This is a genomic window from Citrobacter sp. wls829 (assembly GCF_005280825.1).
GTDB lineage: Bacteria > Pseudomonadota > Gammaproteobacteria > Enterobacterales > Enterobacteriaceae > Citrobacter > Citrobacter gillenii.
In genome coordinates this window covers 1-24,803 of record NZ_SZWP01000067.1, presented here as the reverse complement: position 1 = coordinate 24,803, position 24,803 = coordinate 1, and the positions used below count along the sequence as shown (strand labels likewise).

Annotated in this window: 21 protein-coding genes and 1 pseudogene; 18 read left to right on the top strand and 4 right to left on the bottom strand. The window is 53.2% G+C overall.

The features are described from left to right. Window positions 1-41: 41 nt before the first annotated feature. The 4 genes and pseudogenes from FDW88_RS14070 (at window position 42) to FDW88_RS14055 (ending at window position 7,187) form a co-directional block, all read left to right on the top strand. Window positions 42-1,474 (top strand): annotated as a pseudogene (locus FDW88_RS14070) (amino acid permease). An 83-nt stretch (window positions 1,475-1,557) separates the two neighbouring features. Continuing rightward, entirely contained in the window at window positions 1,558-2,619 is a 1,062-nt protein-coding gene (ygjJ, locus tag FDW88_RS14065) for a protein YgjJ (protein WP_137362788.1), read from the top strand. 16 nt (window positions 2,620-2,635) lie between these two features. Beyond that, the gene (ygjK, locus tag FDW88_RS14060) at window positions 2,636-4,987 is read left to right on the top strand and encodes an alpha-glucosidase (protein ID WP_137362787.1); all 2,352 of its coding nucleotides are present in this window, start codon (window positions 2,636-2,638) and stop codon (window positions 4,985-4,987) included. 181 nt (window positions 4,988-5,168) lie between these two features. Next, window positions 5,169-7,187, top strand: coding sequence for an NADPH-dependent 2,4-dienoyl-CoA reductase (locus tag FDW88_RS14055; RefSeq protein ID WP_096755590.1), 2,019 nt, complete (start codon window positions 5,169-5,171; stop codon window positions 7,185-7,187). A 130-nt stretch (window positions 7,188-7,317) separates the two neighbouring features. On the opposite strand, the gene rlmG is transcribed toward FDW88_RS14055, so the two are convergent. Continuing rightward, the gene (gene rlmG / locus FDW88_RS14050; protein WP_115257432.1) at window positions 7,318-8,454 is read right to left on the bottom strand and encodes a 23S rRNA (guanine(1835)-N(2))-methyltransferase RlmG; all 1,137 of its coding nucleotides are present in this window, start codon (window positions 8,452-8,454) and stop codon (window positions 7,318-7,320) included. An 84-nt stretch (window positions 8,455-8,538) separates the two neighbouring features. On the opposite strand from rlmG, the gene FDW88_RS14045 reads away from it, so the two are divergent. The 4 genes from FDW88_RS14045 to sstT all read left to right on the top strand — a co-directional run bounded on the left by FDW88_RS14045 (window position 8,539) and on the right by sstT (window position 12,812). Then, window positions 8,539-9,042, top strand: coding sequence for a M48 family metallopeptidase (locus FDW88_RS14045; protein ID WP_096755588.1), 504 nt, complete (start codon window positions 8,539-8,541; stop codon window positions 9,040-9,042). A 69-nt stretch (window positions 9,043-9,111) separates the two neighbouring features. After that, a complete protein-coding gene (locus FDW88_RS14040) occupies window positions 9,112-10,110 on the top strand; it encodes a Gfo/Idh/MocA family protein (protein WP_096755587.1) in 999 nt (332 codons plus the stop codon). 270 nt (window positions 10,111-10,380) lie between these two features. Then, a complete protein-coding gene (locus FDW88_RS14035) occupies window positions 10,381-11,349 on the top strand; it encodes a TerC family protein (protein WP_115257431.1) in 969 nt (322 codons plus the stop codon). Between the two features lie 218 nt (window positions 11,350-11,567). Next, window positions 11,568-12,812, top strand: a complete 1,245-nt coding sequence (gene sstT, locus FDW88_RS14030; RefSeq protein ID WP_096755585.1) for a serine/threonine transporter SstT — start codon at window positions 11,568-11,570, stop codon at window positions 12,810-12,812. Window positions 12,813-12,828: 16 nt separating this feature from the next. Here sstT and FDW88_RS14025 read toward each other — a convergent pair whose 3' ends face one another. The 3 genes from FDW88_RS14025 to uxaC all read right to left on the bottom strand — a co-directional run bounded on the left by FDW88_RS14025 (window position 12,829) and on the right by uxaC (window position 16,504). Further along, window positions 12,829-13,383 carry a YgjV family protein gene (locus FDW88_RS14025; protein WP_137362786.1) on the bottom strand — a complete coding sequence of 185 codons (555 nt, stop codon included), beginning with the start codon at window positions 13,381-13,383 and terminating at the stop codon, window positions 12,829-12,831. A gap of 207 nt (window positions 13,384-13,590) precedes the next feature. Next, window positions 13,591-15,078 carry a UxaA family hydrolase gene (locus FDW88_RS14020; RefSeq protein ID WP_096755583.1) on the bottom strand — a complete coding sequence of 496 codons (1,488 nt, stop codon included), beginning with the start codon at window positions 15,076-15,078 and terminating at the stop codon, window positions 13,591-13,593. A 13-nt stretch (window positions 15,079-15,091) separates the two neighbouring features. Next, window positions 15,092-16,504, bottom strand: a complete 1,413-nt coding sequence (gene uxaC / locus FDW88_RS14015) for a glucuronate isomerase (RefSeq protein ID WP_096755582.1) — start codon at window positions 16,502-16,504, stop codon at window positions 15,092-15,094. A gap of 473 nt (window positions 16,505-16,977) precedes the next feature. Between uxaC and FDW88_RS14010 the strand changes: the two genes are divergently transcribed. From FDW88_RS14010 to yqjG, 10 genes are all read left to right on the top strand, one after another. Next, window positions 16,978-18,279: an MFS transporter gene (locus tag FDW88_RS14010; RefSeq protein WP_135911358.1), complete on the top strand. Its 1,302-nt coding sequence runs from the start codon at window positions 16,978-16,980 to the stop codon at window positions 18,277-18,279. A gap of 132 nt (window positions 18,280-18,411) precedes the next feature. Next, window positions 18,412-19,188, top strand: a complete 777-nt coding sequence (gene exuR / locus FDW88_RS14005) for a transcriptional regulator ExuR (RefSeq protein WP_096755581.1) — start codon at window positions 18,412-18,414, stop codon at window positions 19,186-19,188. Between the two features lie 350 nt (window positions 19,189-19,538). Further along, window positions 19,539-20,201 (top strand): DedA family general envelope maintenance protein YqjA, encoded by a 663-nt coding sequence (yqjA, locus tag FDW88_RS14000; RefSeq protein ID WP_045447871.1) that lies wholly within the window; start codon window positions 19,539-19,541, stop codon window positions 20,199-20,201. Between the two features lie 3 nt (window positions 20,202-20,204). Next, window positions 20,205-20,588 (top strand): EnvZ/OmpR regulon moderator MzrA, encoded by a 384-nt coding sequence (mzrA, locus tag FDW88_RS13995; RefSeq protein WP_096755580.1) that lies wholly within the window; start codon window positions 20,205-20,207, stop codon window positions 20,586-20,588. A 147-nt stretch (window positions 20,589-20,735) separates the two neighbouring features. Beyond that, window positions 20,736-21,104 carry a DUF1090 domain-containing protein gene (locus tag FDW88_RS13990; protein WP_137362785.1) on the top strand — a complete coding sequence of 123 codons (369 nt, stop codon included), beginning with the start codon at window positions 20,736-20,738 and terminating at the stop codon, window positions 21,102-21,104. A 33-nt stretch (window positions 21,105-21,137) separates the two neighbouring features. After that, window positions 21,138-21,443, top strand: a complete 306-nt coding sequence (locus tag FDW88_RS13985; protein ID WP_096755579.1) for a YqjD family protein — start codon at window positions 21,138-21,140, stop codon at window positions 21,441-21,443. Window positions 21,444-21,445: 2 nt separating this feature from the next. Next, complete coding sequence (locus FDW88_RS13980; RefSeq protein ID WP_096755578.1) at window positions 21,446-21,841, top strand: phage holin family protein; 396 nt, start codon at window positions 21,446-21,448, stop codon at window positions 21,839-21,841. Then, entirely contained in the window at window positions 21,841-22,140 is a 300-nt protein-coding gene (locus FDW88_RS13975; protein WP_096755577.1) for a YqjK-like family protein, read from the top strand. Before FDW88_RS13980 ends, FDW88_RS13975 begins: the two co-directional genes overlap by 1 nt. 218 nt (window positions 22,141-22,358) lie before the next feature. Then, window positions 22,359-22,751 carry a DoxX family protein gene (locus tag FDW88_RS13970; protein WP_135324236.1) on the top strand — a complete coding sequence of 131 codons (393 nt, stop codon included), beginning with the start codon at window positions 22,359-22,361 and terminating at the stop codon, window positions 22,749-22,751. Between the two features lie 71 nt (window positions 22,752-22,822). Beyond that, a complete protein-coding gene (gene yqjG / locus FDW88_RS13965; RefSeq protein ID WP_096755575.1) occupies window positions 22,823-23,809 on the top strand; it encodes a glutathionyl-hydroquinone reductase YqjG in 987 nt (328 codons plus the stop codon). Window positions 23,810-24,803: the final 994 nt, after the last annotated feature.

The window sequence follows — 24,803 nt, the reverse complement described above, 5'->3', positions numbered from 1 at the left end:
GCCGCCAGTACCCTACAATAATCAGGAATCGGAGATGTGCTATGTCTGATACCAAGCGTAATACCATCGGCAAGTTCGGCTTACTGTCGCTGACCTTTGCCGCCGTTTATAGTTTTAACAACGTAATCAATAATAATATTGAGCTTGGTCTGGCATCTGCACCGATGTTTTTCCTCGCCACGATTTTCTACTTTATTCCGTTCTGCTTAATCATTGCCGAATTTGTTTCGCTGAACAAAAACTCCGAAGCCGGTGTTTACGCATGGGTAAAAAGCTCACTGGGCGGGCGCTGGGCATTTATTACCGCCTACACCTACTGGTTCGTTAACCTGTTCTTTTTACCTCGTTACTTCCGCGCGTAATCGCTTATGCCTCCTATGCATTTTTAGGCTACGAATACATTTTGACGCCGTTCGCTACCACCGTGTTAAGTATGGTGCTGTTTGCCTTCTCAACCTGGGTTTCGACCAACGGCGCAAAAATGCTCGGGCCGATTACCTCCGTCACTTCCACGCTGATGCTGCTGTTGACGCTGTCTTATATTTTACTGGCGGGGACTGCGTTGGTTGGCGGCGTACAGCCTGCCGATCCCATCACCGTGGATGCCATGATCCCGAATTTTAACTGGGCCTTCCTCGGTATTACGACCTGGATTTTTATGGCGGCAGGCGGCGCGGAGTCCGTGGCGGTGTACGTCAACGACGTGAAGGGTGGCTCAAAATCATTTGTGAAAGTGATTATTATCGCCGGGATTTTTATCGGTGTGCTTTACTCAATCTCCTCAGTACTGATCAACGTTTTTGTCAGCAGCAAAGAGCTGAAGTTTACCGGTGGCTCGGTGCAGGTATTCCACGGTCTGGCCGCATACTTCGGCTTACCTGAGTTGGTGGTTAACCGCTTTGTCGGTCTGGTGTCCTTTACCGCAATGTTTGGGTCACTGCTGATGTGGACCGCAACACCGGTTAAAATTTTCTTCTCCGAAATCCCGGAAGGTATTTTTGGCAAGAAAACCGTCGAACTGAATGAAAACGGCGTTCCCGCTCGCGCAGCCTGGATCCAGTTTTTGATCGTGATCCCGCTGATGATTATCCCCACGCTCGGTTCGAATACCGTGCAGGATTTAATGAATACCATCATTAACATGACCGCTGCGGCATCCATGCTGCCTCCGCTGTTTATTATGCTGGCCTATTTGAATCTGCGCGCCAAGCTGGACCACTTACCGCGCGACTTCCGCATGGGATCGCAAAAAACCGGGATTATCGTGGTATCGATGCTGATTGCCCTGTTCACCATTGGATTTATCGCGTCAACGTTCCCAACCGGCGGCAACATTATCACCATTATTTTCTATAACGTCGGCGGTATTGTTATTTTCCTCGGTTTTGCCTGGTGGAAATACAGTAAATACATCAAAGGACTAACCAAAGAAGAAAAAGCCATTGAAGCCGCACCAGCTTCAGACAGTCATTAATTCATAAAACATAATAACAATAAACAATATTCGCCAAGGCTATAACAATAAAAACATTATTTTATTTTGCTTAGGATAGAAGCATGAAAATCAATAGCCATTGTTGCAGGGCATTTATTGCCCTGCCCTTTTTCTGTGTCTCCTCTCTGGGTGCAGAAGAAGTGCGACCGGCAGAACACGACGACACAAAAACGCCCGCAATATCCTCTCCCTCATTTCGTTTTTATGGCGAACTGGGAATGGGGGGATATATGGATTTAGAGGGACAGGATAAACATAAATACAGTGACGGAACCTATATCGAAGGGGGCCTGGAAATTAAACACGGCTCGTGGTTTGGTCTGATCTATGGCGAAGGCTGGACCGTACAGGCGGATCACCAGGGAAACGCCTGGGTTCCCGATCATAGCTGGGGCGGGTTTGAAGGCGGAATTAACCGATTTTACGGCGGTTACCGCACCGATGACGGCACGGAGCTAATGCTCAGCCTGCGCCAGGACTCATCGCTCGATGACCTGCAATGGTGGGGAGACTTCACGCCGGATCTGGGCTACGTCATCCCCAACACGCGCGACATCATAACCGCCATTAAGGTGCAAAACCTGACCGGCCCGCTGCGTTATAGCGTGACCGCCACGCCTGCCGGACATCATGATGAAAGCAAGGCCTGGCTGCACTTCGGCAAATACGATCGCTACGACGATAAGTATACCTATCCAGCCATGATGAATGGCTACATCCAGTACGACCTGACCGAAGGCGTAACCTGGATGAACGGTCTGGAGATCACCGACGGCACCGGACAACTGTTCCTGACCGGCCTTCTCTCGCCTAACTTTGCTGCGCGCGCCTGGCATCACACCGGACGCGCCGACGGCCTGGATGAATGGGGTACAGAGACCGGCTATATGGTCAGTGCCATGTATGAAGCGCTCAAAGGCGTCTACCTCTCCACCGCCTACAGCTATGCCAAACATCGGCCAGACAACGCCGAGGATGAAACCACCTCTTTTATGCAGTTCGGTATCTGGTATGAATACGGCAGCGGTCGTTTCGCCACCGCCTTCGACAGCCGGTTCTATATGCAAAATGCATCTGGCGACCCGAGCGACCAGATCTTCCTGATGCAATATTTCTATTGGTAACAAGGACCGGAATACCATGAACATGACACCTATTCTTACGCCGCTGGCGTGTGGGCTGCTGATGAGTTTTTCCTCACTGGCAGCTAACGTAGACAGCGTTAAAAACGTCATCAATCGCACCGGCGCGCCAGGTTATATGCACGACTACGATTATGACGACCATCAGCGTTTTAATCCCTTTTTCGACCTCGGCGCATGGCACGGACACCTGTTGCCGGATGGCCCTGCAACAATGGGCGGCTTCCCTGGCGTGGCGCTACTGACGGAAGAGTACATCAACTTTATGGCCACAAATTTTGACCGGCTGACGGTGTACCAGAACGGTAAAAAGGTCGATTTCACTCTCGAGGCTTACAGCCTGCCCGGCGCACTGGTACAGAAACTGTCATCCACTGCGGTGCAGGTCGAGATGACGCTGCGCTTTGCCAGTTCACATACCTCACTACTGGAAACCAAAATCACCAGCAATACGCCGCTGGATCTGGTGTGGGACGGAGAGTTACTGGAAAAGCTGGAAGCGAAAGAGGGAAAACCCCTCTCCGATAAAACCATTGATGGCGAGTATCCGGACTACCAGCGAAAAATCATCGCTACGCGCGACGGCCTGAAGGTCACCTTCGGTAAAGTGCGATCAACCTGGGATCTGCTGACCTCCGGCGAGTCGGAGTATCAGGTACACAAATCACTTGCCATGAACACCACTGTTGATGGCCACCGATTTACCAGTAAAGCGCATATCAATGGCTCTACCACGCTTTACACCACCTATTCACATCTGTTGACCGCGCAGGAGGTCAGCAAAGAACAGGCGCAGATCCGCGATATTCTGGCGCGCCCGTCTTCTTACATGCTCGCCTCACAGCAGCGCTGGGAATCCTATCTCAAAAAAGGTTTAAACAACCCGGATGCCACCCCAGAACAAACCCGCGTGGCGGTGAAGGCTATCGAAACGCTGAACGGTAACTGGCGCTCACCGGGCGGCGCAGTTAACTACAATACCGTGACGCCGTCGGTAACGGGCCGCTGGTTCTCTGGCAACCAGACCTGGCCGTGGGACACCTGGAAGCAGGCGTTTGCAATGGCGCACTTTAACCCGGATATCGCGAAAGAAAATATTCGCGCTGTTTTCTCGTGGCAGGTTAAACCCGGCGATCCGGTGCGCCCACAGGACGCGGGATTTATTCCCGATCTGATTGCCTGGAACCTCAGCCCGGAACGCGGTGGTGATGGCGGTAACTGGAACGAGCGCAATACCAAGCCCAGCCTGGCGGCATGGTCGGTGATGGAAGTCTACAACGTCACCAAAGACAAATCCTGGCTCGAAGAAATGTACCCGAAACTGGTGGCATACCACGACTGGTGGCTGCGTAACCGCGATCATAACGGCAACGGCGTTCCAGAGTACGGCGCCACTCGCGATAAAGCGCACAACACCGCCAGCGGCGAGATGCTGTTCACGGTGAAAAAGGGTGACAAAGAAGAAACCCTGTCAGGGCTGCAAAACTATGCCGCTATTACCCGCAACGGCCAGTATGACAGCCTGGAGATCCCGGCGCAGGTCGCCGCCTCGTGGGAATCCGGACGTGACGACGCCGCGGTGTTTGGTTTCATCGACAAAGAACAACTGGATAAGTACGTCGCTAACGGTGGCAAACGCAGCGACTGGGTGGTGAAATTCGCTGAAAATCGCAGCCACGACGGAAAATTACTGGGCTATTCGCTACTCCAGGAGTCGGTCGATCAGGCCAGCTACATGGTCAGCGATAACCATTACCTGGCGGAAATGGCGACCCTGCTCGGGAAAACGCAGGAGGCGAAACGCTATCAGGCGCTGGCGACGAAACTGACGGATTACATCAATACCTGTATGTTCGATGCGACTACGCAGTATTTCTATGACGTTCGCATTGAAGATAAGCCGCTGGCAAACGGCTGTGCCGGAAAACCGATTGTCGAACGAGGGAAAGGGCCGGAAGGCTGGTCACCGCTGTTTAACGGCGCGGCCACGCAGTCTCATGCTGACGCGGTGGTGAAGGTGATGCTCGACCCGAAAGAGTTCAACACCTTTGTGCCGCTGGGCACCGCGGCGCTCACCAACCCGGCTTTCGGCCCGGATATTTACTGGCGCGGGCGCGTGTGGGTGGATCAGTTCTGGTTTGGCTTAAAAGGCATGGCGCACTACGGCTACCGCGATGAAGCGCTGAAAATGGCGGATACGTTCTTCAACCATGCCAAAGGACTCACCGCGGACGGCCCGATTCAGGAAAACTATAACCCGCTGACCGGCGCGCAACAGGGTGCCCCCAACTTCTCCTGGAGCGCGGCGCATCTGTACATGTTGTATAATGATTTTCTTAAAAAACAGTAAGCTGTGACCTATTGCCGGATAAAGTGCTTGCACCGACATCCGGCAAATTCTTTCTCTGGCCCCACTCCTTTTTTGAATCCCATCACAATCACGGCATTCCCCTTTTCCCTTTTGCGCCGCGACGGCTAAATTAGTAACTCATCCGACCACATAACAATAATTTTACATACTGGACACCATTATGAGCTATCCGTCGCTGTTCGCCCCGCTCGATCTGGGATTCACCACGCTTAAAAACCGCGTGTTGATGGGTTCAATGCATACCGGTCTGGAAGAGTATCCCGATGGCGCAGAACGGCTGGCCGCGTTCTATGCCGAGCGCGCCCGTCACGGCGTCGCTCTGATTGTGAGCGGCGGTATTGCCCCTGCGCTTTCCGGCGTGGGTATGGAAGGCGGCGCGATGTTAAACGATGCCAGCCAGTTACCACATCACCGCGTAATTACCGACGCGGTGCATGACGAAGGCGGCAAAATCGCGCTGCAAATTCTGCACACCGGACGCTATAGCTATCAGCCTCACCTCGTCGCGCCCTCCGCTATTCAGGCGCCGATCAACCGCTTTACCCCGCATGAGCTGACCCACGATGAAGTGCTGCAACTGATTGAGGATTTTGCCCATTGCGCACAGCTGGCGCGGGAAGCTGGCTACGACGGCGTAGAGGTCATGGGCTCGGAAGGCTATCTGATCAACGAATTTCTCACCCTGCGCACCAACCAGCGGACTGACCAATGGGGCGGCGATTACGCCAACCGCATGCGATTTGCCGTCGAGGTGGTACGGGCCGTTCGTCAACGTGCCGGTAACGACTTTATTATTATCTTTCGTCTGTCGATGCTCGACCTGGTGGAAAATGGCGGCACGTTTGACGAAACTGTCCAGTTGGCGAAAGCCATTGAGGCGGCAGGTGCTACGATCATCAACACCGGGATCGGCTGGCACGAAGCACGGATCCCGACCATCGCCACGCCGGTGCCGCGCGGGGCGTTTAGCTGGGTGACGCGCAAGCTGAAAGGTCACGTAACGGTTCCACTGGTCACCACTAACCGCATTAATGATCCGGGCGTTGCCGACGATATTCTGGCCCGTGGTGATGCTGATATGGTGTCGATGGCACGCCCGTTCCTCGCCGATGCCGAGCTGCTGTCAAAAGCGCAAAGCGGGCGAGCGGATGAGATCAACACCTGCATAGGCTGTAATCAGGCCTGTCTGGATCAGATCTTCGTCGGCAAAGTGACGTCCTGCCTGGTGAACCCCCGCGCCTGTCATGAAACCAAAATGCCGATCGTAGCGGCGACACATCTGAAGAATCTGGCGGTAGTCGGTGCCGGTCCTGCGGGGCTCGCCTTTGCCATCAACGCCGCTTCACGCGGTCATCAGGTCACGTTGTTTGATGCCAACGCGGAGATCGGCGGACAGTTCAATATCGCCAAACAGATCCCCGGCAAAGAAGAATTTTACGAAACATTGCGCTATTACCGCCGGATGATCGACGTCACCGGCGTGACGCTGAAGCTGAATCATTTTGTCACCGCAGACGATCTGCTCTCGTTTGATGAAGTGATCCTCGCCAGCGGGATCGAACCACGCACGCCGCCGATCGACGGCATCGATCATCCTAAGGTACTGACCTATCTTGATGTCTTACGTGATAAAACGCCGGTAGGTCAACGCGTGGCGATTATCGGCAGCGGCGGGATCGGCTTTGATACTGCCATGTATCTGAGCCAGCCCGGCGAGCCCACCAGCCAAAACATTGCAGAATTCTGCGTGGAATGGGGAATCGATACCAGCCTCCAGCAAGCAGGTGGTTTACGCCCGGAAGGGCCACAGTTATCCCGTAGCCCGCGCCAGATAGTCATGTTGCAGCGTAAAGCCAGTAAACCGGGACAAGGGTTAGGTAAAACCACGGGCTGGATCCATCGCGCCACCCTGCTGTCTCGTGGAGTGAAAATGATCCCGGCGGTGAGCTATCAGAAGATCGATGATGATGGACTGCACGTGTTGATCAACGGCGAGCCTCAGCTCCTGAACGTGGATCATGTGGTAATTTGTGCAGGTCAGGAACCTCGTCGTGGACTGGTCGATCCGCTGCATGCTGCCGGTAAAACAGTACATCTGATCGGCGGGTGTGATGTGGCGTTAGAACTGGATGCCCGACGCGCCATCGCGCAAGGCACTCGACTGGCGCTGGAAATTTAACGTTATGTCTTTACGTTGGCCGGATAAGGTAATTGCACACATCATTGCCTGATGGCGCTACGCTTATCAGGCCTACGAGGCAGTTCGTTGTAGGCCTGATAAGGTGTTAACCGCCATCCGGCATCAGCGATTAGCGGCGACGCCCTAATTTCACCGCTTTCAGCACCACAAATTTGTTGTTGGTGGCGATGGTTTCGCAGTTGCCGAAAATCTTCTTCAGCTTGTGGAAGTAGTCGAGGTGACGGTTTGCCACGATATACAGCTCGCCGTTAATCTTCAGGCAACGGCGGGCGTGGTGGAACATCTCCCACGCGATGTTATCGGTCAGCGCGTGCTTCTGATGGAACGGCGGATTACACAGCACAGCGTTATAGCGGAACGGTTCCACGCCAGACAGTGCGTTGTTGATCATAAACTCGCAGCGATCCAGCGCGTCTGGCATGTTGGTTTCCACGTTCAGGCGGCTGGACGCCACCGCCATCGGCGATTCATCCACAAACACCACGCTCGCTTGCGGGTTCTTCTCCAGCAACGTCAGACCCACTACGCCATTACCGCAACCGAGATCGACAATCTCACCTTCCAGATTGTCCGGCAGATGTTCGATAAAGAAACGTGCGCCAATATCCAGCCCGGTACGGGAGAAGACGTTAGCGTGATTGTGGATCGTCCAGTCGGTGCCTTCCAGCTTCCAGCTCAGCGTTTGTGAGGCGTCAGCCAGTTCAGGATTGCTGAACGTACAGTTGATCAGACGGGCTTTTTTCCATGCCAGCGTGGTGGTGGTTGGGCCCAGCACCTTTTCAAACAGCTCAAGCGTTGAGGTATGCACATCGCGCGCCTTCGCCCCGGCGATAATGCGCGTTTGCGGCGTGACGACCAGGCGTAACGCACGCAATTGCTGTTCCAGCAGCGCCATGGTTTTTGGCAGCTTAATCAGTACCACGCCCGGCGCCTGTGGGTAATCGACCGTGCTGTCGAGGAACTGGACGCTGGATTCGGCAATGTCGTTATGACGCAGGTTTTCACGCGTTGCCAGTTCGCTTAAATAAGAGTCGCCAATGCTGTACGGCGAATGTTCCGCCAGCGCACAGCCCAGCGCACCGAAGGTATCATTCAGGAGCAGCACCGGGCCGCAAATCTCGGTATCGTCCAGCTGTTGCAGCAGATATTCATCTGCAGCTTCCCACGCCAGCAGCGGGTTAACGTCATCCGTTTCCGGGAAACGTTTAAGTGACAGCGAACGGAAACCGTTGTCTATGTGGCTCATCGGCCCTCCTGAATGGTAAAATTTCGGCGTATCCCTGAAAAGGGTGCGTGAGTATACACTTTTTATACTTTATATGGGGCACAAATGAGTCAGTTGACCTATCTGCAGGGCTACCCGGAGAATTTACTTGATCAGGTTCGAACCTTGATCAGCGAGCAACGTCTGGGCGCGGTCCTGGAAAAGCGTTATCCGGGTACGCATGACTTCGCGACCGATAAGGCGCTCTGGCAATATACCCAGGATCTGAAAAGTCAGTTTCTGCGCAATGCCCCACCGCTCAATAAAGTGATGTATGACAGTAAGATCCACGTGTTGAAGAATGCGCTTGGACTGCATACTGCCGTCTCTCGCGTGCAGGGCGGCAAGCTGAAAGCAAAAGCGGAAATTCGCGTCGCCACCGTATTTCGCAACGCCCCGGAACCTTTTTTACGCATGATCGTGGTTCATGAACTGGCGCATCTGAAAGAAAAAGAACACGACAAAGCGTTTTACCAGCTGTGCTGCCATATGGAACCTCAGTATCACCAACTGGAGTTCGACACCCGCCTGTGGTTAACGCAACAATCGCTAAAGCAAACTGCGCAGTAGCGCACTGGCTTTGTCAGCAAGGCATGCTAAATTGGCGCAAGGATCCCTTTTCGCAGCCTGAAGGCCTTTATGATACGTTTCGCAGTGATTGGCACAAACTGGATCACCCGCCAGTTTGTGGATGCCGCCCATGAAACCGGCAAATATAAGTTAACCGCAGTCTATTCCCGCAGCCTTGAACAGGCGCAAAGCTTCGCTAACGATTATCTCGTCGAGCATTTGTTTACTTCGCTGGATGCAATGGCGCAGAGTGACGCTATTGATGCAGTGTATATCGCCAGCCCAAACTCTCTGCACTTCCCGCAGACCGAGCTGTTCTTACGCCATAAAAAGCACGTCATTTGTGAGAAACCTCTGGCATCAAACCTGGCAGAAGTCGATGCCGCTATCGCCTGCGCTCGGGAAAATCAGGTGGTGCTGTTTGAGGCGTTTAAAACCGCCTGCCTGCCCAATTTCCTGCTGCTGCAGCAATCTCTGCCCAAGGTAGGAAATGTCAGAAAGGCGTTTATCAATTACTGCCAGTACTCTTCACGCTACCAGCGTTATCTGAACGGTGAAAACCCGAATACCTTTAATCCAGCGTTCTCAAATGGCTCGATTATGGATATCGGCTTTTACTGCCTGGCTTCGGCGGTTGCGCTGTGGGGCGAACCGCAGAGCGTACAGGCCAGCGCCAGCCTGCTGGCAAGCGGTGTTGATGCCCACGGCGTTGTGGTGCTGAACTACGGTGATTTCAGCGTCACGTTACAGCATTCCAAAGTGAGCGACTCGGTGCTGGCCAGCGAGATTCAGGGCGAATCAGGGTCACTGGTTATTGAGAAAATCTCCGAATGCCAGAAAGTCTGTTTTGTTCCGCGTGGTGGAAAAACGCAGGATCTGACGGTGCCTCAGCACATCAATACTATGCTGTATGAGGCAGAGCGCTTTGCTCATCTGGTTGAATCCGGCGAAGTGGATCACCCGGCACTGGCTGTCAGTCGCATTACCGCTAAGCTGCAAACGGAAATTCGCCGCCAGACCGGCGTCGTTTTCCCAGCAGATAGCGCGAATACGTCGCTGATTGCGTAAAACTGTGTAAAACAAATGTTGCAGGCCATTGACTGAAAGCGTGGCCTGTAATACTTTGTTACCCGCAAAGGGGAGTAACTTCGTTGTCGGTTGATCGTCATTACGATGTGTGAAAAACCACATCCGGTCGCCGGGCGATAACAAAGGAATACGTCAACGTATTCCTTTGTTGTTGTAAGTGAGACCTTGCCGAATGGCAAGGTCTATGCATGAAAAGCAGCGGCTAACGTCATTCGGCGTTGGCCGTTTTTTTATGCATGGGGAAATATAATGAATACTGTCGGCACACCGTTGTTATGGGGTGGCTTCGCTGTTGTAGTGGTGATTATGCTGGCCATCGACCTGCTGTTGCAGGGTCGTCGCGGCGCGCATACGATGTCAATGAAGCAGGCGGCTGCCTGGTCAATCGTCTGGGTCACCTTGTCGTTACTGTTTAACGCCGTATTCTGGTGGTATCTGGCAGAAACCCAGGGGCGTGCGGTCGCAGACCCGCAGGCGTTGGCGTTCCTCACCGGCTATTTGATCGAGAAATCATTGGCGGTGGATAACGTCTTTGTCTGGCTGATGCTGTTTAGCTACTTCTCGGTGCCGCCAGCGTTGCAGCGTCGAGTGCTGGTGTATGGCGTGCTGGGGGCGATTGTTCTGCGTACTATCATGATCTTCGCGGGCAGTTGGCTAATCACCCAGTTCGAATGGCTGCTGTACGTGTTCGGCGCGTTCCTGCTGTTTACCGGCGTGAAGATGGCGCTGGCAAAAGAAGATGCTTCCGGCATTGGCGACAGGCCGTTAGTGCGCTGGCTGCGCGGTCATCTGCGTATGACCGACACCATCGAGAACGAGCATTTCTTCGTGCGTAAAAACGGTCTGCTGTTCGTTACGCCGCTGATGCTGGTGCTGATTCTGGTTGAGTTGAGCGATGTTATCTTTGCCGTCGACAGCATTCCGGCAATCTTTGCCGTGACCACCGACCCGTTCATCGTGCTGACCTCTAACCTGTTTGCCATCCTTGGTCTGCGTGCGATGTACTTCCTGCTGGCCGGCGTGGCGGAGCGTTTCTCGATGCTGAAGTACGGCCTGTCGATCATTCTGGTGTTTATCGGCATCAAGATGCTGATCGTCGACTTCTACCATATCCCTATCGCTATCTCGTTAGGCGTGGTGTTCGGGATCCTGTTTGTAACGCTGATTGTGAATGCGTGGGTCAACCACCAGCACGATAAAAAGCAGCAAACGCAGTAACACTCATCCACTAGCTGCGTCGGGCTTTTTGTTTAACATGTCATCACAATGTTAATTTAAAGTTATAAAATATGATCTCAGCGTAAAATCCAGGATATTTCGCTTCCCGAAGCGTGTTCTTTCCTTATACTCAGCCATGCAAACATTTGCCTCACTCTGAAAGATGCGTCTATAGAACGCACAAGGGTCAGGCGACAACACAATAAAAGGATTACGAAATGACTACGCAACGTTCGTCGGGGCTGATCTCGCGTTTGGCGCAAGGGAGCCTTGTTAAGCAAATTTTGATAGGTTTAGTACTGGGGATTGCGCTGGCACTGATCTCAAAACCGGCTGCAGAAGCCGCTGGTTTGCTGGGCACCCTGTTCGTCGGCGCATTAAAAGCCGTCGCTCCCATCCTGGTTCTGATGCTGGTAATGGCCTCTATTGCGAACCATCAGCATGGGCAAAAAACCAATATCCGTCCGATTCTGTTCCTCTACCTGCTCGGTACCTTCTCCGCGGCATTAGCGGCAGTGGTGTTCAGCTTTGCCTTCCCCTCGACGCTGCATCTTGCCAGCAGCGCTAACGATATTGTGCCACCATCGGGCATTGTCGAAGTGATGCGCGGGCTGTTGATGAGTATGGTGTCGAACCCGATTGATGCCCTGCTTAACGCGAACTATATCGGCATTCTGGTATGGGCCGTCGGCCTGGGCTTTGCCCTGCGCCACGGGAATGAAACGACTAAGAATCTGGTCAACGATATGTCCAACGCCGTCACCTTTATGGTGAAACTGGTGATTCGTTTCGCCCCTATCGGTATTTTCGGCCTGGTCTCCTCCACGCTTGCTACCACGGGTTTTGCTACATTGTGGGGCTATGCGCAGCTGTTGGCAGTGCTGGTAGGTTGTATGCTGCTGGTGGCGTTCGTGGTCAACCCGCTGCTGGTGTTCTGGAAAATTCGTCGCAACCCCTATCCGCTGGTGCTGGCTTGCCTGCGTGAAAGCGGCGTGTATGCCTTCTTTACCCGCAGCTCTGCCGCCAACATTCCGGTGAATATGGCGCTGTGTGAGAAGCTGAATCTGGACCGCGATACCTACTCGGTTTCTATCCCACTGGGTGCAACCATCAACATGGCTGGCGCGGCGATCACCATTACCGTGCTGACGCTGGCAGCGGTGAATACACTGGGGATCCCGGTTGATTTACCGACTGCGCTGCTGTTGAGCGTCGTGGCATCGCTTTGTGCCTGTGGCGCATCTGGCGTGGCGGGTGGCTCTCTGCTGCTGATCCCACTGGCGTGTAATATGTTCGGTATCCCGAATGATATCGCCATGCAGGTAGTTGCCGTCGGCTTTATTATCGGCGTGTTGCAGGACTCCTGTGAAACCGCACTGAACTCCTCAACCGACGTATTGTTTACCGCTGCAGCCTGCCAGGCTGAAGACGAACGTCTGGCAAACAACGCCCTGCGCGGCTAATCACTTTTCCCCTCCGTCATGGTGCGGAGGGGTTTTCTTTCTGTACGCTTTTTTCAATTTTGAAGGGATCTATCCCCCGTTTTTGCATGCGTCTGAAACGAATAATATTCAGGCCGTTCATCACCAGAAAACTGCCTTCAATCATCGTGCCGCCAATCGATCCCAACCAGAAATTATGCACCACCCAGCAGGCGGTCGCGCACCACATCACACAGCGGACGGTTAATCCTTTACAGCGAAACAGCGCCCAGGTGCTGGCCAGCGTGCCAATAATGGGGAGTAACTCCATCGCATGCTGTAGTTTCGCCAACCCAAGAACCAGCGTGAGAACGATAAAAACGATCATCACCCACAGTTTGCGGGTGCGCATCGAGACCAGGGTTCGGATGGTGTTTAGCTCCGCACTCATCCCCGCGGGCCAGGCCCCCATCAAAAAGAAGTGTACCCCGATAGTGGCACTATAGACGGCAAGCTGCAGCCGGAAGCGGCGCTCATCGCGGTTGAAAAAGGTGGTAATCCCGATCAGAAAGGCGATGACACCTACGCCCTGGGCCAGCCAATACGCGGTCATGAAAAATCCTTGTGAGGAAATGCAAAAACAAACGGCGTTCCATATTATGAAACACCGTTTTTAGATTCCACCATAAACAATCTTACCCAAAAGATTTTGTGCCACAGCAAGGCGGCAAGTTCGCACATCCCCGGGAGCTTACATGAGTAAGTGACCGGGGTGGGCGAACGCAGCCAACACGGCTGTGGTGCAAAAAATGAAGGGTAATTACAACGTTACGCCACTTTTGAAAATAGCCAGCTCACGGAAGTCATTACGTTCGTTACAGGTCGGTTTACCATTAGCAAACTCGACGATGGTATCGACAAACTCATTCAGCAGTTGAGGCATGGCTTTACCGTGGATCAGCTGTCCCGCATCAAAATCGATCCAGTGCTTTTTCTTCGCTGCCAGCTCGCTGTTCGTGGCGATTTTCACCGTCGGTACAAATCCGCCGTAAGGCGTGCCGCGACCGGTACTGAATAGCACCATATGGCAGCCAGCACCCGCCAGCGCGCTGGTGGCAACGGCGTCGTTCCCCGGTGCGCTTAACAGATTCAGACCGTGCGTTTTTAGCCGTTCGCCGTAACGCAATACATCGACAACCTGGCTGGAACCCGCTTTCTGCGTGCAGCCCAGTGATTTATCTTCCAGCGTGGTGATGCCCCCCGCCTTGTTACCCGGTGACGGGTTCTCATAAATCGGCTGGTCGTGGGCAATGAAGTACTGCTTGAAGTCATTGACCATCGTCACCAGCTTGCCAAACGTCTCTTCGTCACGGCAATGGCTCATCAGCAGTTGCTCAGCGCCAAACATTTCCGGAACTTCGGTCAGCACGGTGGTGCCACCGTTGGCAATCACATAGTCGGAGAAACGTCCCAGCATCGGGTTAGCCGTGATGCCGGACAGGCCATCAGACCCGCCGCATTCCAGACCAAACTTCAGCTCGCCCAGTTTACCTGGCTCACGCTTATCGTGGCGCATCACGTTGTACAACTGATGGAGATGTTCGATCCCCGCCTCCACTTCGTCTTCCTGATGTTGGCAGACCATGAAGTGCACGCGTTCAGGATCGAACTCGCCCAACGTTTCGCGGAAGGCATCCACCTGGTTGTTTTCACAACCAAGCCCCACCACCAGCACCGCCCCCGCGTTCGGGTGACGCACCATGTTTTGCAGCATGGTGCGGGTGTTGATGTGATCGTCACCCAGCTGCGAGCAGCCGTAGGTGTGGCTGAAAAGATGAACGCCATCGATGCCTTCAGCATCGTTGGTCTCTTTCAGGAAGCGGGTCTGCATCTGTCGCGCCATGGCATTGACGCAGCCGACCGTCGGCAGGATCCACAGTTCGTTACGCACCCCGACATCGCCGTTGGCACGACGGTAGATCTGCACATCGCGATCTGCCGGTTGTACCTCAGGTTCCTGAAAGTCGGGTTGATAGCTATATTCATCCAGATCGCTCAGATTGGTGCGCGTATTGTGAGCATGGATATGTTCACCCGCCGCAATATCCGCCAGGGCATGGCCAATCGGCAGGCCATATTTAATGACGTTCTCACCCTGAGCAATATCGCTCAAGGCAAATTTGTGTCCACGTACAACGTCCTGTCGTAGCGTTACGGTATGGCTATCTACACTAACCTGCGTGCCTTGCGCCAGATCGGCCAGCGCAACCGCAACGTTATCCAGCGTATGGATCTTGATGTATTGCATATCAACCCGGACCTTAGTTCAGTTCAATGGCAAAATAATCGCGCGCATTGTTGAAGCAGATATTTCTCACCATTTCACCCAGCAGCTGGATATCTGCCGGGGCTTCACCCGCGGCAACCCAGCGGCCAATCATCTGGCACAGAATGCGGCGGAAATATTCATGGCGCGTATATGACAGGAAGCTACGGCTGTCGGTCAGCATGCCGACAAAACGGCTCAGCAGACCGAGCTGCGCCAACTGCGTCATTTGGCGTTCCATTCCGTCTTTCTGATCGTTGAACCACCAGCCGGACCCGAACTGCATTTTTCCCGGCATACCTTCGCCCTGGAAGTTGCCGATCATGGTGCCCAGCACTTCGTTGTCGCGCGGGTTCAGGCAGTACAGGATAGTTTTTGGCAGCAGGTTTTCTTCGTTCTGCTTGCTCAGCAGTTTGGAAAGTTCTTCCGCAACCGGACGATCGTTGATCGAGTCAAAGCCCACGTCCGGCCCCAACAGTTTGAACTGACGCAGGTTGTTATTACGCAGTGCGCCAATATGGTACTGCTGGACCCAACCACGACGGGCATATTCCGCACCAAGGAACACCAGCACGGCCGTTTTAAACTGCGCCACTTCATGCTCGCTCAGCGTTTCACCGGCCAGACGACGCGTCAGGATGTTGTCGAGTTCAGATTCATTAGATTCAGCAAACAGCACCACATCCAGCGCATGGTCAGACACTTTACAGCCGTGTGCAGCGAAGTGATCCAGGCGTTTGGTCAACGCGGTTTGCAGATCGGTGAAGCGACGGATATCGGTGTCGGACACCTCACCCAGCTTCGTCATGTAGTCGTTAAAGGTTGCCTGCTCAATATTGAAGGCTTTATCCGGGCGCCAGCTCGGCAGCACTTTGACGGCAAAGGTGCTGTCCTTGGCGACCGAGGCGTGATGTTCCAGTGAATCAATCGGATCGTCAGTGGTACCGACCATTTTCACGTTCATCTGCTGCATGATGCCGCGCGCGGAAAATTGTTCCTGCGCCAGCAGTTCGTTGCACTGATTCCAGATTTCATCCGCCGTCGCAGGCGACAGCAGCTTACCTGTAATACCAAACGGGCGACGCAATTCAAGATGCGTCCAGTGGTAAAGCGGGTTGCCAATAGTGTGCGGAACCGTCGCGGCCCAGGCGTCAAACTTCTCACGATCGGACGCATCGCCGGTACACAGGCGCTCAGCAACACCGTTAGTACGCATAGCGCGCCATTTGTAGTGATCGCCTTTCAGCCAGATGTCATACAGGTTGTTAAAACGGTAGTTGTCCGCGATTTGCTGCGGCGGCAGATGGCAGTGGTAATCGAAGATTGGCTGATCTTTGGCGTAATCATGATACAGACGGCGGGCAAATTCGGTATCCAGCAGAAAATCTTCAGTCATAAACGGGGTCATTATCGTCTTCCTCTCAGCGAGTGCGTCAGATTGCTTATGTTTTGATGCTGACAAAGTTATCACACCAATTTCCACAGGCTGAAGATATTTTCGTGAGTTAGATCAACAAATGGCGACAAAAAAATTACTCTCAAAGAGGTAAATCTTACGCCAACCCGCGCCAGTTCTGGCTTTGCTGAATCGAAATAATGACCACACGAAGATTCACACTTTTGTGATGGCACTCACCTTTTAAAGATGTATGACAAGTTATCTTTTTGCCGTCGCAATACATAAGCCGACGGAATGCAAATTACCGATGGTCCACCATCGGATTGACCGGTACGGAAACCGAATTAGCACGATTCTTGAAATGGCAAAGTTCGGGGAGTCCCGGTTTTTTTCGGTCACCCCTTTCGTAAAAAGAACATCCTCCGCCCTACACAGGAAGATGACCGCTCGTTCGCGGAAATAACAAAACGATGAGGTTTTACATGCGTAAAATTAAAGGGTTACGTTGGTATATGATCGCACTGGTGACGCTTGGCACCGTGCTGGGTTACCTGACGCGTAACACTGTGGCGGCAGCTGCGCCAACGCTGATGGAAGAGTTACACATCTCCACTCAACAGTATTCCTATATCATCGCAGCATACTCTGCTGCTTACACCGTTATGCAACCCGTTGCTGGCTACGTTCTGGACGTGCTGGGAACAAAAATAGGTTACGCGATGTTCGCCGTTCTGTGGGCCGTCTTCTGTGGCGCGACTGCACTGGCTGGAAGCTGGGGTGGACTGGCGCTGGCGCGAGGCGCGGTCGGTGCAGCTGAAGCGGCGATGATCCCAGCGGGCCTGAAAGCCAGCTCGGAGTGGTTCCCGGCCAAAGAGCGCTCCATTGCCGTCGGTTACTTTAACGTCGGTTCCTCTATTGGCGCGATGATTGCACCGCCGCTGGTAGTCTGGGCCATCGTGATGCACAGCTGGCAGATGGCGTTCATTATCTCTGGTGTCCTGAGCTTCATCTGGGCCATGTGCTGGCTTGTGTTTTACAAACACCCACGCGATCAGAAAAAACTGTCCGACGAAGAACGTGATTACATTCTCAACGGCCAGGAATCACAGCATAAAAACGGCACGGCGAAGAAAATGTCCGTCGCGCAGATCCTGCGTAACCGCCAGTTCTGGGGCATTGCACTGCCGCGTTTCCTGGCAGAGCCGGCCTGGGGTACCTTTAACGCCTGGATCCCGCTGTTCATGTTTAAAGTTTACGGCTTTAACCTGAAAGAAATTGCCATGTTCGCCTGGATGCCCATGCTGTTTGCTGACCTCGGCTGTATCGTTGGTGGGTATCTGCCGCCGCTGTTCCAGCGCTGGTTCGGCGTCAACCTGATTGTGTCACGTAAAATGGTCGTCACCATGGGCGCATTCCTGATGATTGGCCCGGGCATGATTGGTCTGTTTACCAGCCCGTATATTGCCATCGCGCTGCTGTGCGTCGGGGGCTTTGCTCACCAGGCCCTGTCCGGTGCGCTGATCACCCTCTCTTCTGACGTCTTTGGTCGTAATGAAGTGGCTACAGCGAACGGTCTGACCGGGATGTCTGCCTGGCTGGCAAGCACCCTGTTTGCGCTGGTCGTGGGCGCCCTGGCTGACACCATCGGCTTTAGCCCACTGTTTGCGGTACTGGCAGTATTCGACCTGCTCGGTGCGTTAGTCATCTGGACGGTGCTGCAAAACAAACCGGCCAGCGAGCTCGACTCGGGACCGCAAACCGGCGATCCCGCACCACAAAGTTGACCTGACTCAATCACCAACGAAATACGTTCAAAGCCGCCAGCGTTCTGGCGGCTTTTTTATCGTCACAAGTGGAGCCAAATTCGCAAAAGTGGTATAACAAATAGAGTCTGCCGTATCATGCCTGGAGCGCATATGGAAATCACCGAACCACGACGTTTGTACCAACAACTTGCTGCCGATCTGAAGGCGCGCATTGAGCAGGGTGTTTACCTGGTGGGTGAAAAACTTCCCGCCGAGCGCTTTATCGCCGATGAAAAGAACGTCAGCCGTACCGTGGTCCGTGAAGCCATTATCATGCTCGAGGTTGAGGGCTACGTTGAGGTGCGTAAAGGATCTGGGATCCACGTCATCTCTAACCAGCCAAAACACTACGTCGCGCCAGATGCCAATCTTGAGTTTGCCAGCTACGGTCCATTTGAACTGCTGCAGGCACGCCAGCTTATAGAGAGCAATATTGCCGAGTTTGCCGCCACCCAGGTGACTAAACAGGACATCATGAAACTGATGGAAATCCAGGAGAAGTCGCGCAACGAAAAAAGCTTCCGTGACTCCGAGTGGGATCTCCAGTTCCATGTGCAAGTGGCGCTGGCAACGCAAAATACCGCACTGGCGGCGATTGTTGAAAAAATGTGGACTCAGCGTGTTCACAACCCGTACTGGAAGAAATTGCACGATCACATCGACCTGCGCACGGTAGATAACTGGTGCGATGACCATGACCAGATCCTACGGGCATTAATCCGTAAAGATCCCCATGCTGCCAAACTGGCGATGTGGCAGCACCTTGAGAACACCAAACAGATGCTGTTTAACGAAACCAGCGATGATTTTGAGTTCAACGCCGACCGTTATCTTTTTACCGATAATCCGGTGGTTCATCTGGATACGGCCGCTAACGGGGCAAAATAAGCGTTCTCATATTTACAGGCGCGCCAGGGCGCCTGTTTCTGACGCTCGGTAAGCATTAGGTATAAAGTGTCAGCCTGTGTAAATCCTCTCGCCACCCTCCTTTGCGATAAGCAAAATCACGGTTCAGCGACCGTAATTTCTATAACGGACTACGTTGACCTTTGTTACAATTACATGCGTTTTGAATTTTTGTGTATCAGTGCTTGCTTACTTTGCAACTTAACAGGGAACAGTTCAGGCCGTGAATTTGTGTCAGACCGCGATACATGCAAAAAAAGATCAATAATATTGCGGCGTTACAAACTCCAGAAAACCGGCATGACGACAACCGATTTCTCCAGGAATACTGAATGGAACTACTGACTCAATTACTGAATGCCTTGTGGGCTCAGGATTTTGAAACTCTGGCCAATCCGTCGATGATTGGCATGCTGTATTTTGTCCTGTTTACCATTTTGTTTCTGGAAAACGGGCTGCTTCCTGCGGCCTTTTTACCTGGTGACAGCTTACTGGTGCTGGTCGGCGTGCTTATTGCTAAAGGCGCAATGGGCTTTCCACAAACGGTGCTGCTCCTCACCACCGCGGCCAGCCTCGGCTGTTGGGTCAGCTACATCCAGGGACGATGGCTGGGGAATACCCGCATCGTGCAAAACTGGCTTTCTCATCTTCCCGCGCATTATCATCAGCGCGCGCACCATCTGTTCCATAAACATGGCCTGTCTGCGTTGCTGGTCGGGCGATTCATTGCCTTCGTCAGAACGCTGCTGCCGACCATTGCAGGACTCTCCGGCCTGAACAATGCGCGCTTTCAGTTCTTCAACTGGATGAGCGGACTGCTGTGGGTCTTGATCCTGACGTCACTCGGTTATCTGCTGGGCAAAACGCCGGTGTTCCTCAAGTACGAAGATCAGTTAATGTCGTGCCTGATGCTGCTTCCCGTTGTTTTACTGGTGTTTGGCCTCGCCGGTTCACTGGTTGTTTTATGGAAAAAGAAATACGGGAACCGGGGATAAATTATGCTGCTACCACGCATAACGCTCCGACGATTGGCCTGGACAACCACCTTTATCCTGTTTTTAGGCGCGCTTATCCTGACCTGGTCTGCCATTCGTCAGCAGGAGTCGACGCTAGCCATTCGCGCCGTTAACCAGGGCGCCAGCATGCCAGATGGTTTTTCTATCTGGCATCATCTGGATGCCAACGGCATTCGCTTTAAAAGCATTACCCCGCAAAATGATGCGCTGCTGATCACCTTTGATTCCAGCGCGCAAAGCGCAGCCGCGAAGGTCGTTCTCGACAGAACGTTGCCGCATGGCTTCGTCATCGCCCAACAGGATGATGATAATCAGGCGGTGCAGTGGTTATCACGTTTGCGTGATAACCCACACCGTTTTGGTTAACTTCCAGGAATCTGAATTATTTCACCCACTTTGGTGATTTTGCCGTTTAGTGCCTATGATTAATAAGCTGGGTTTATGGCCCACGCTTTTTTATCTGGAGCAACGACCCTCGCGTTACCGGGTCGAATCACAATGGAAGGTTCAAGTATGAAATACCGCATCGCTTTGGCTGTTACCCTTTTCGCTCTCAGTGCCAGCAGCTACGCCAACACCCTCTGTCAGGAAAAAGAACACGATATTCAGCGGGAGATTAGCTATGCCGAAAAGCACAACAATCAGAGTCGTATCAACGGCCTGAACAAGGCCCTGAGCGAAGTCCGGGCCAATTGTTCTGACAGCAAGCTACGTGCCGAGCATCAGAAAAAAATTGAAGAACAGAAAGATGAGATCGCCGAGCGTAAACGTGATCTCGCCGAGGCGAAACAAAAAGGCGATACAGATAAAATCACCAAACGCGAGCGCAAGCTTGCCGAAGCTCAGACTGAACTGAAAGAACTCGAGTCACGCGATTACTAAGTACGGTAACGACCCACTCACCTGGAGAAAACTATGTCAAAAGATAATGCTACGGAACACCTGCGCGCTGAGCTGAAATCCCTTGCGGATACGCTTGAAGAGGTACTGAGCTCCTCTGGCGATAAGTCGAAAGAAGAGTTGAGTAAAATTCGCAGTAAAGCAGAACGCGCGCTGAAAGAGAGCCGCAATCGCTTGGGTGAAACCAGCGATGTGATTGCTAAGCAAACTCGCGAAGCCGCGGCAAAAGCCGACAACTACGTACGCGAAAATCCATGGACAGGCGTTGGTATTGGCGCTGCGGTCGGCGTGGTGCTTGGCGTACTGCTGTCGCGCCGCTAACAATGGCGGACTCCGATCACGCACAAGGTCCAGGCAAAAACGTACTGGGTATCGGACAACGGATCATCACGATCCTCGTCGAGATAGTTGAGACCCGGTTACGTCTGGCCGTTGTTGAACTGGAAGAGGAAAAAGCCAACCTCTTTCAGCTACTGCTGATGCTGGGGCTAACTATGCTGTTCGCAGCATTTGGCCTGATGAGCCTGATGGTGCTTATCATCTGGGCCATTGACCCTCAGTACCGTCTCAACGCGATGATAGCCACCACCGTTGTGCTGTTGCTTCTGGCGCTCATTGGCGGGATATGGACGCTACGTAAAGCCCGTAAGTCAACGCTGTTACGTCATACCCGCCATGAACTTGCTAACGACAGGCAGGCCCTGGAGGATGATGCATAATGAGCAGTAAAGTCGAACGCGAAAAACGTAAGGCGCTGCTGCTTAGTCAGATCCAGCAGCAACGGCTGGATCTGACCGCCACCCGCCGCGACTGGCTGGAGGTCACTGCTGCATACGATCGCGGCTGGAACACGCTGTTGAACCTGCGCTCGTGGATACTGGTTGGCAGCAGCATCATAGCCGTTCGTACTATTCGCCACCCAAATATGCTCGTACGCTGGGCCAAACGCGGCTTTAGCGTCTGGAGCGCCTGGCGACTGGTCAAAGCGACCATCAGACAGCAGCAACTGCGCGGTTAATCTCTTCTGTTCTCCCCACGTAGGCCTGATGGCAAGGCCTACTTCATTCTATCACCCCCCTTCACTCAAAATTTTTGAAAAATACTGACAGTTTTCCTTGCTAACAATTGTCATTCGTCACGTTTATGATTCTCTCCATCGACAGCAATAACGCCCCATACAGCGTTAATGCAACAAAAAACAAAATCAGCCGCCTGAGTGGTTTCCTGGAGAGTACGATGAAAAAATTAGAAGATGTTGGTGTACTGGTAGCGCGCATTCTGATGCCAATCCTGTTTATTTCTGCAGGCTGGGGAAAAATCAGCGGATATGCGGGTACCCAACAATATATGGAAGCCATGGGCGTTCCGGGGTTCATGTTACCGCTGGTTATTCTGCTTGAGTTCGGCGGCGGCCTGGCCATTCTGTTCGGCTTCCTGACCCGTACTACCGCGCTGTTTACCGCAGGCTTCACGGTGCTGACCGCGTTCATCTTCCACAGCAACTTTGCGGAAGGGATGAACTCGCTGATGTTCATGAAAAACTTAACCATCGCAGGCGGTTTCCTGCTGCTGGCTATCACCGGTCCAGGCGCATTCAGCATTGACCGCGTACTGAATAAAAAGTGGTAAGCAAGCTATACTAAACGCATCAAAAAGCGAGGAGACATCTCCTCGCTTTTGCTATCTGAGGAGGCAAAACCATGGGACAACTTATTGACGGCGTCTGGCATGACACCTGGTATGACACAAAATCTACCGGGGGAAAATTTCAACGTTCTGCATCGGCTTTCCGTAACTGGCTCACCGCGGATGGCGAACCTGGCCCGACCGGCACTGGCGGTTTTGCCGCCGAAAAAGACCGTTACCACCTGTACGTTTCCCTCGCCTGTCCGTGGGCGCATCGCACGCTGATTCTACGCACGCTCAAAGGTCTGGAGCCATTTATCTCCGTTTCCGTTGTGCATCCGCTGATGCTAGAGAACGGCTGGACGTTTGATGATAATTTCCCGGCCGCCACGGGAGATACGCTCTACCAGCACGAGTTTCTCTATCAGCTCTATTTGCACGCCGACCCGCAGTACAGCGGCCGCGTCACCGTACCGGTGCTGTGGGATAAAAAGAATCACACCATCGTCAGTAATGAATCGGCGGAGATCATCCGCATGTTTAACACGGCGTTTGATGCACTGGGCGCCAAAGCCGGTGATTACTACCCGCCTGCCCTGCAAAGTAAAATTGACGAGCTGAACAGCTGGATTTATGACAACGTCAATAATGGCGTCTATAAAGCCGGTTTTGCCACCAGTCAGGAGGCATATGATGAGGCGGTTGATAAAGTGTTTCACTCACTGGCGCGACTGGAGCAGATTCTGGGTCAGCATCGCTATCTGACCGGTGACCAGTTGACCGAGGCAGATATTCGCCTGTGGACCACGCTGGTACGCTTTGATCCGGTGTATGTTACCCACTTCAAGTGCGATAAGCACCGCATCAGTGACTACCTGAATCTGTACGGTTTCCTGCGCGATATTTACCAGATGCCGGGCATTGCGGAGACCGTCAATTTTGACCATATCCGTCATCACTACTTCCGTAGCCACAAAACCATCAATCCGACCGGTATTATTTCAATCGGGCCATGGCAGGATCTCAGCGAGCCACATGGACGAGACAGCCGTTTCGCATGATTTACACGGGTCCCTTTGGGCAATGCCGTTCAGTTAACGCTTCAGTTTCAGAAAGTATAAACCTGTATTGACGGAAGTAATGAACATGCTACCTCAGAGAAAGGGTTCCGTTCACCTCATGTTAATCATTTCTCTGAAGCACTGATTACGGTGAACGTGTAAAGGGCGTTCTTCGCCACGCCCTTTACAATCCCGGCTCCCGGCACGGAAAATTGTTGCTTCGCAATCCCCTACGCTTATTCCTCCAGGCTACCGGGCCGGGCGCGAGGTAGCATCAGAGAAAGGGTTCCGTTCACCTCATGTTAATCATTTCTCTGAAGCACTGATTACGGTGAACGTGTAAAGGGCGTTCTTCGCCACGCCCTTTACAATCCCGGCTCCCGGCACGGAAAATTGTTGCTTCGCAATCCCCTACGCTTATTCCTCCAGGCTACCGGGCCGGGCGCGAGGTAGCATCCCTGCAAAACGCGCCCTGAACCCGCATCCTTGCGGGTTCTCCCGGCCTTACGGAAACACGTCGGCAATTTTCAGCCGGACCAGCCCACACCTGACCACTTGCGCTTTAATCATCCATGCTGGCTCACCCGGCCTTACGGAAACACGTCGGCAATTTTCAGCCGGACCAGCCCACAACTGACCACCTGCGCTTTTACTTGAATATCTCTGAACAGCAAAACGGATATAGCTGAAAGCCAGAGCGCTGAAGCGACACCCTGGTCCGGCTGAAAATCGATGAGGTGTTGACGGCTGACCGGGTCTGCCCGCAGGGATGCGGGCAGAGGGGACGGCCTGCATGGATGCAGGCTCGGCCCCGACCCGACAGGCAGACGGAATAAGACGAATAACTCGCGCAGCGACGATTTTCCCGCCGGGAGCCTGGGTTGCAAGGGAGGCGGCGGTGAGCCTCCCTTGCACGTTCACGGGTATCTGCACTTCAGAGAAATAATACCGCTAAAGTGAACGGAACCCTGAGCCGGAATCACATGTTCTCCAT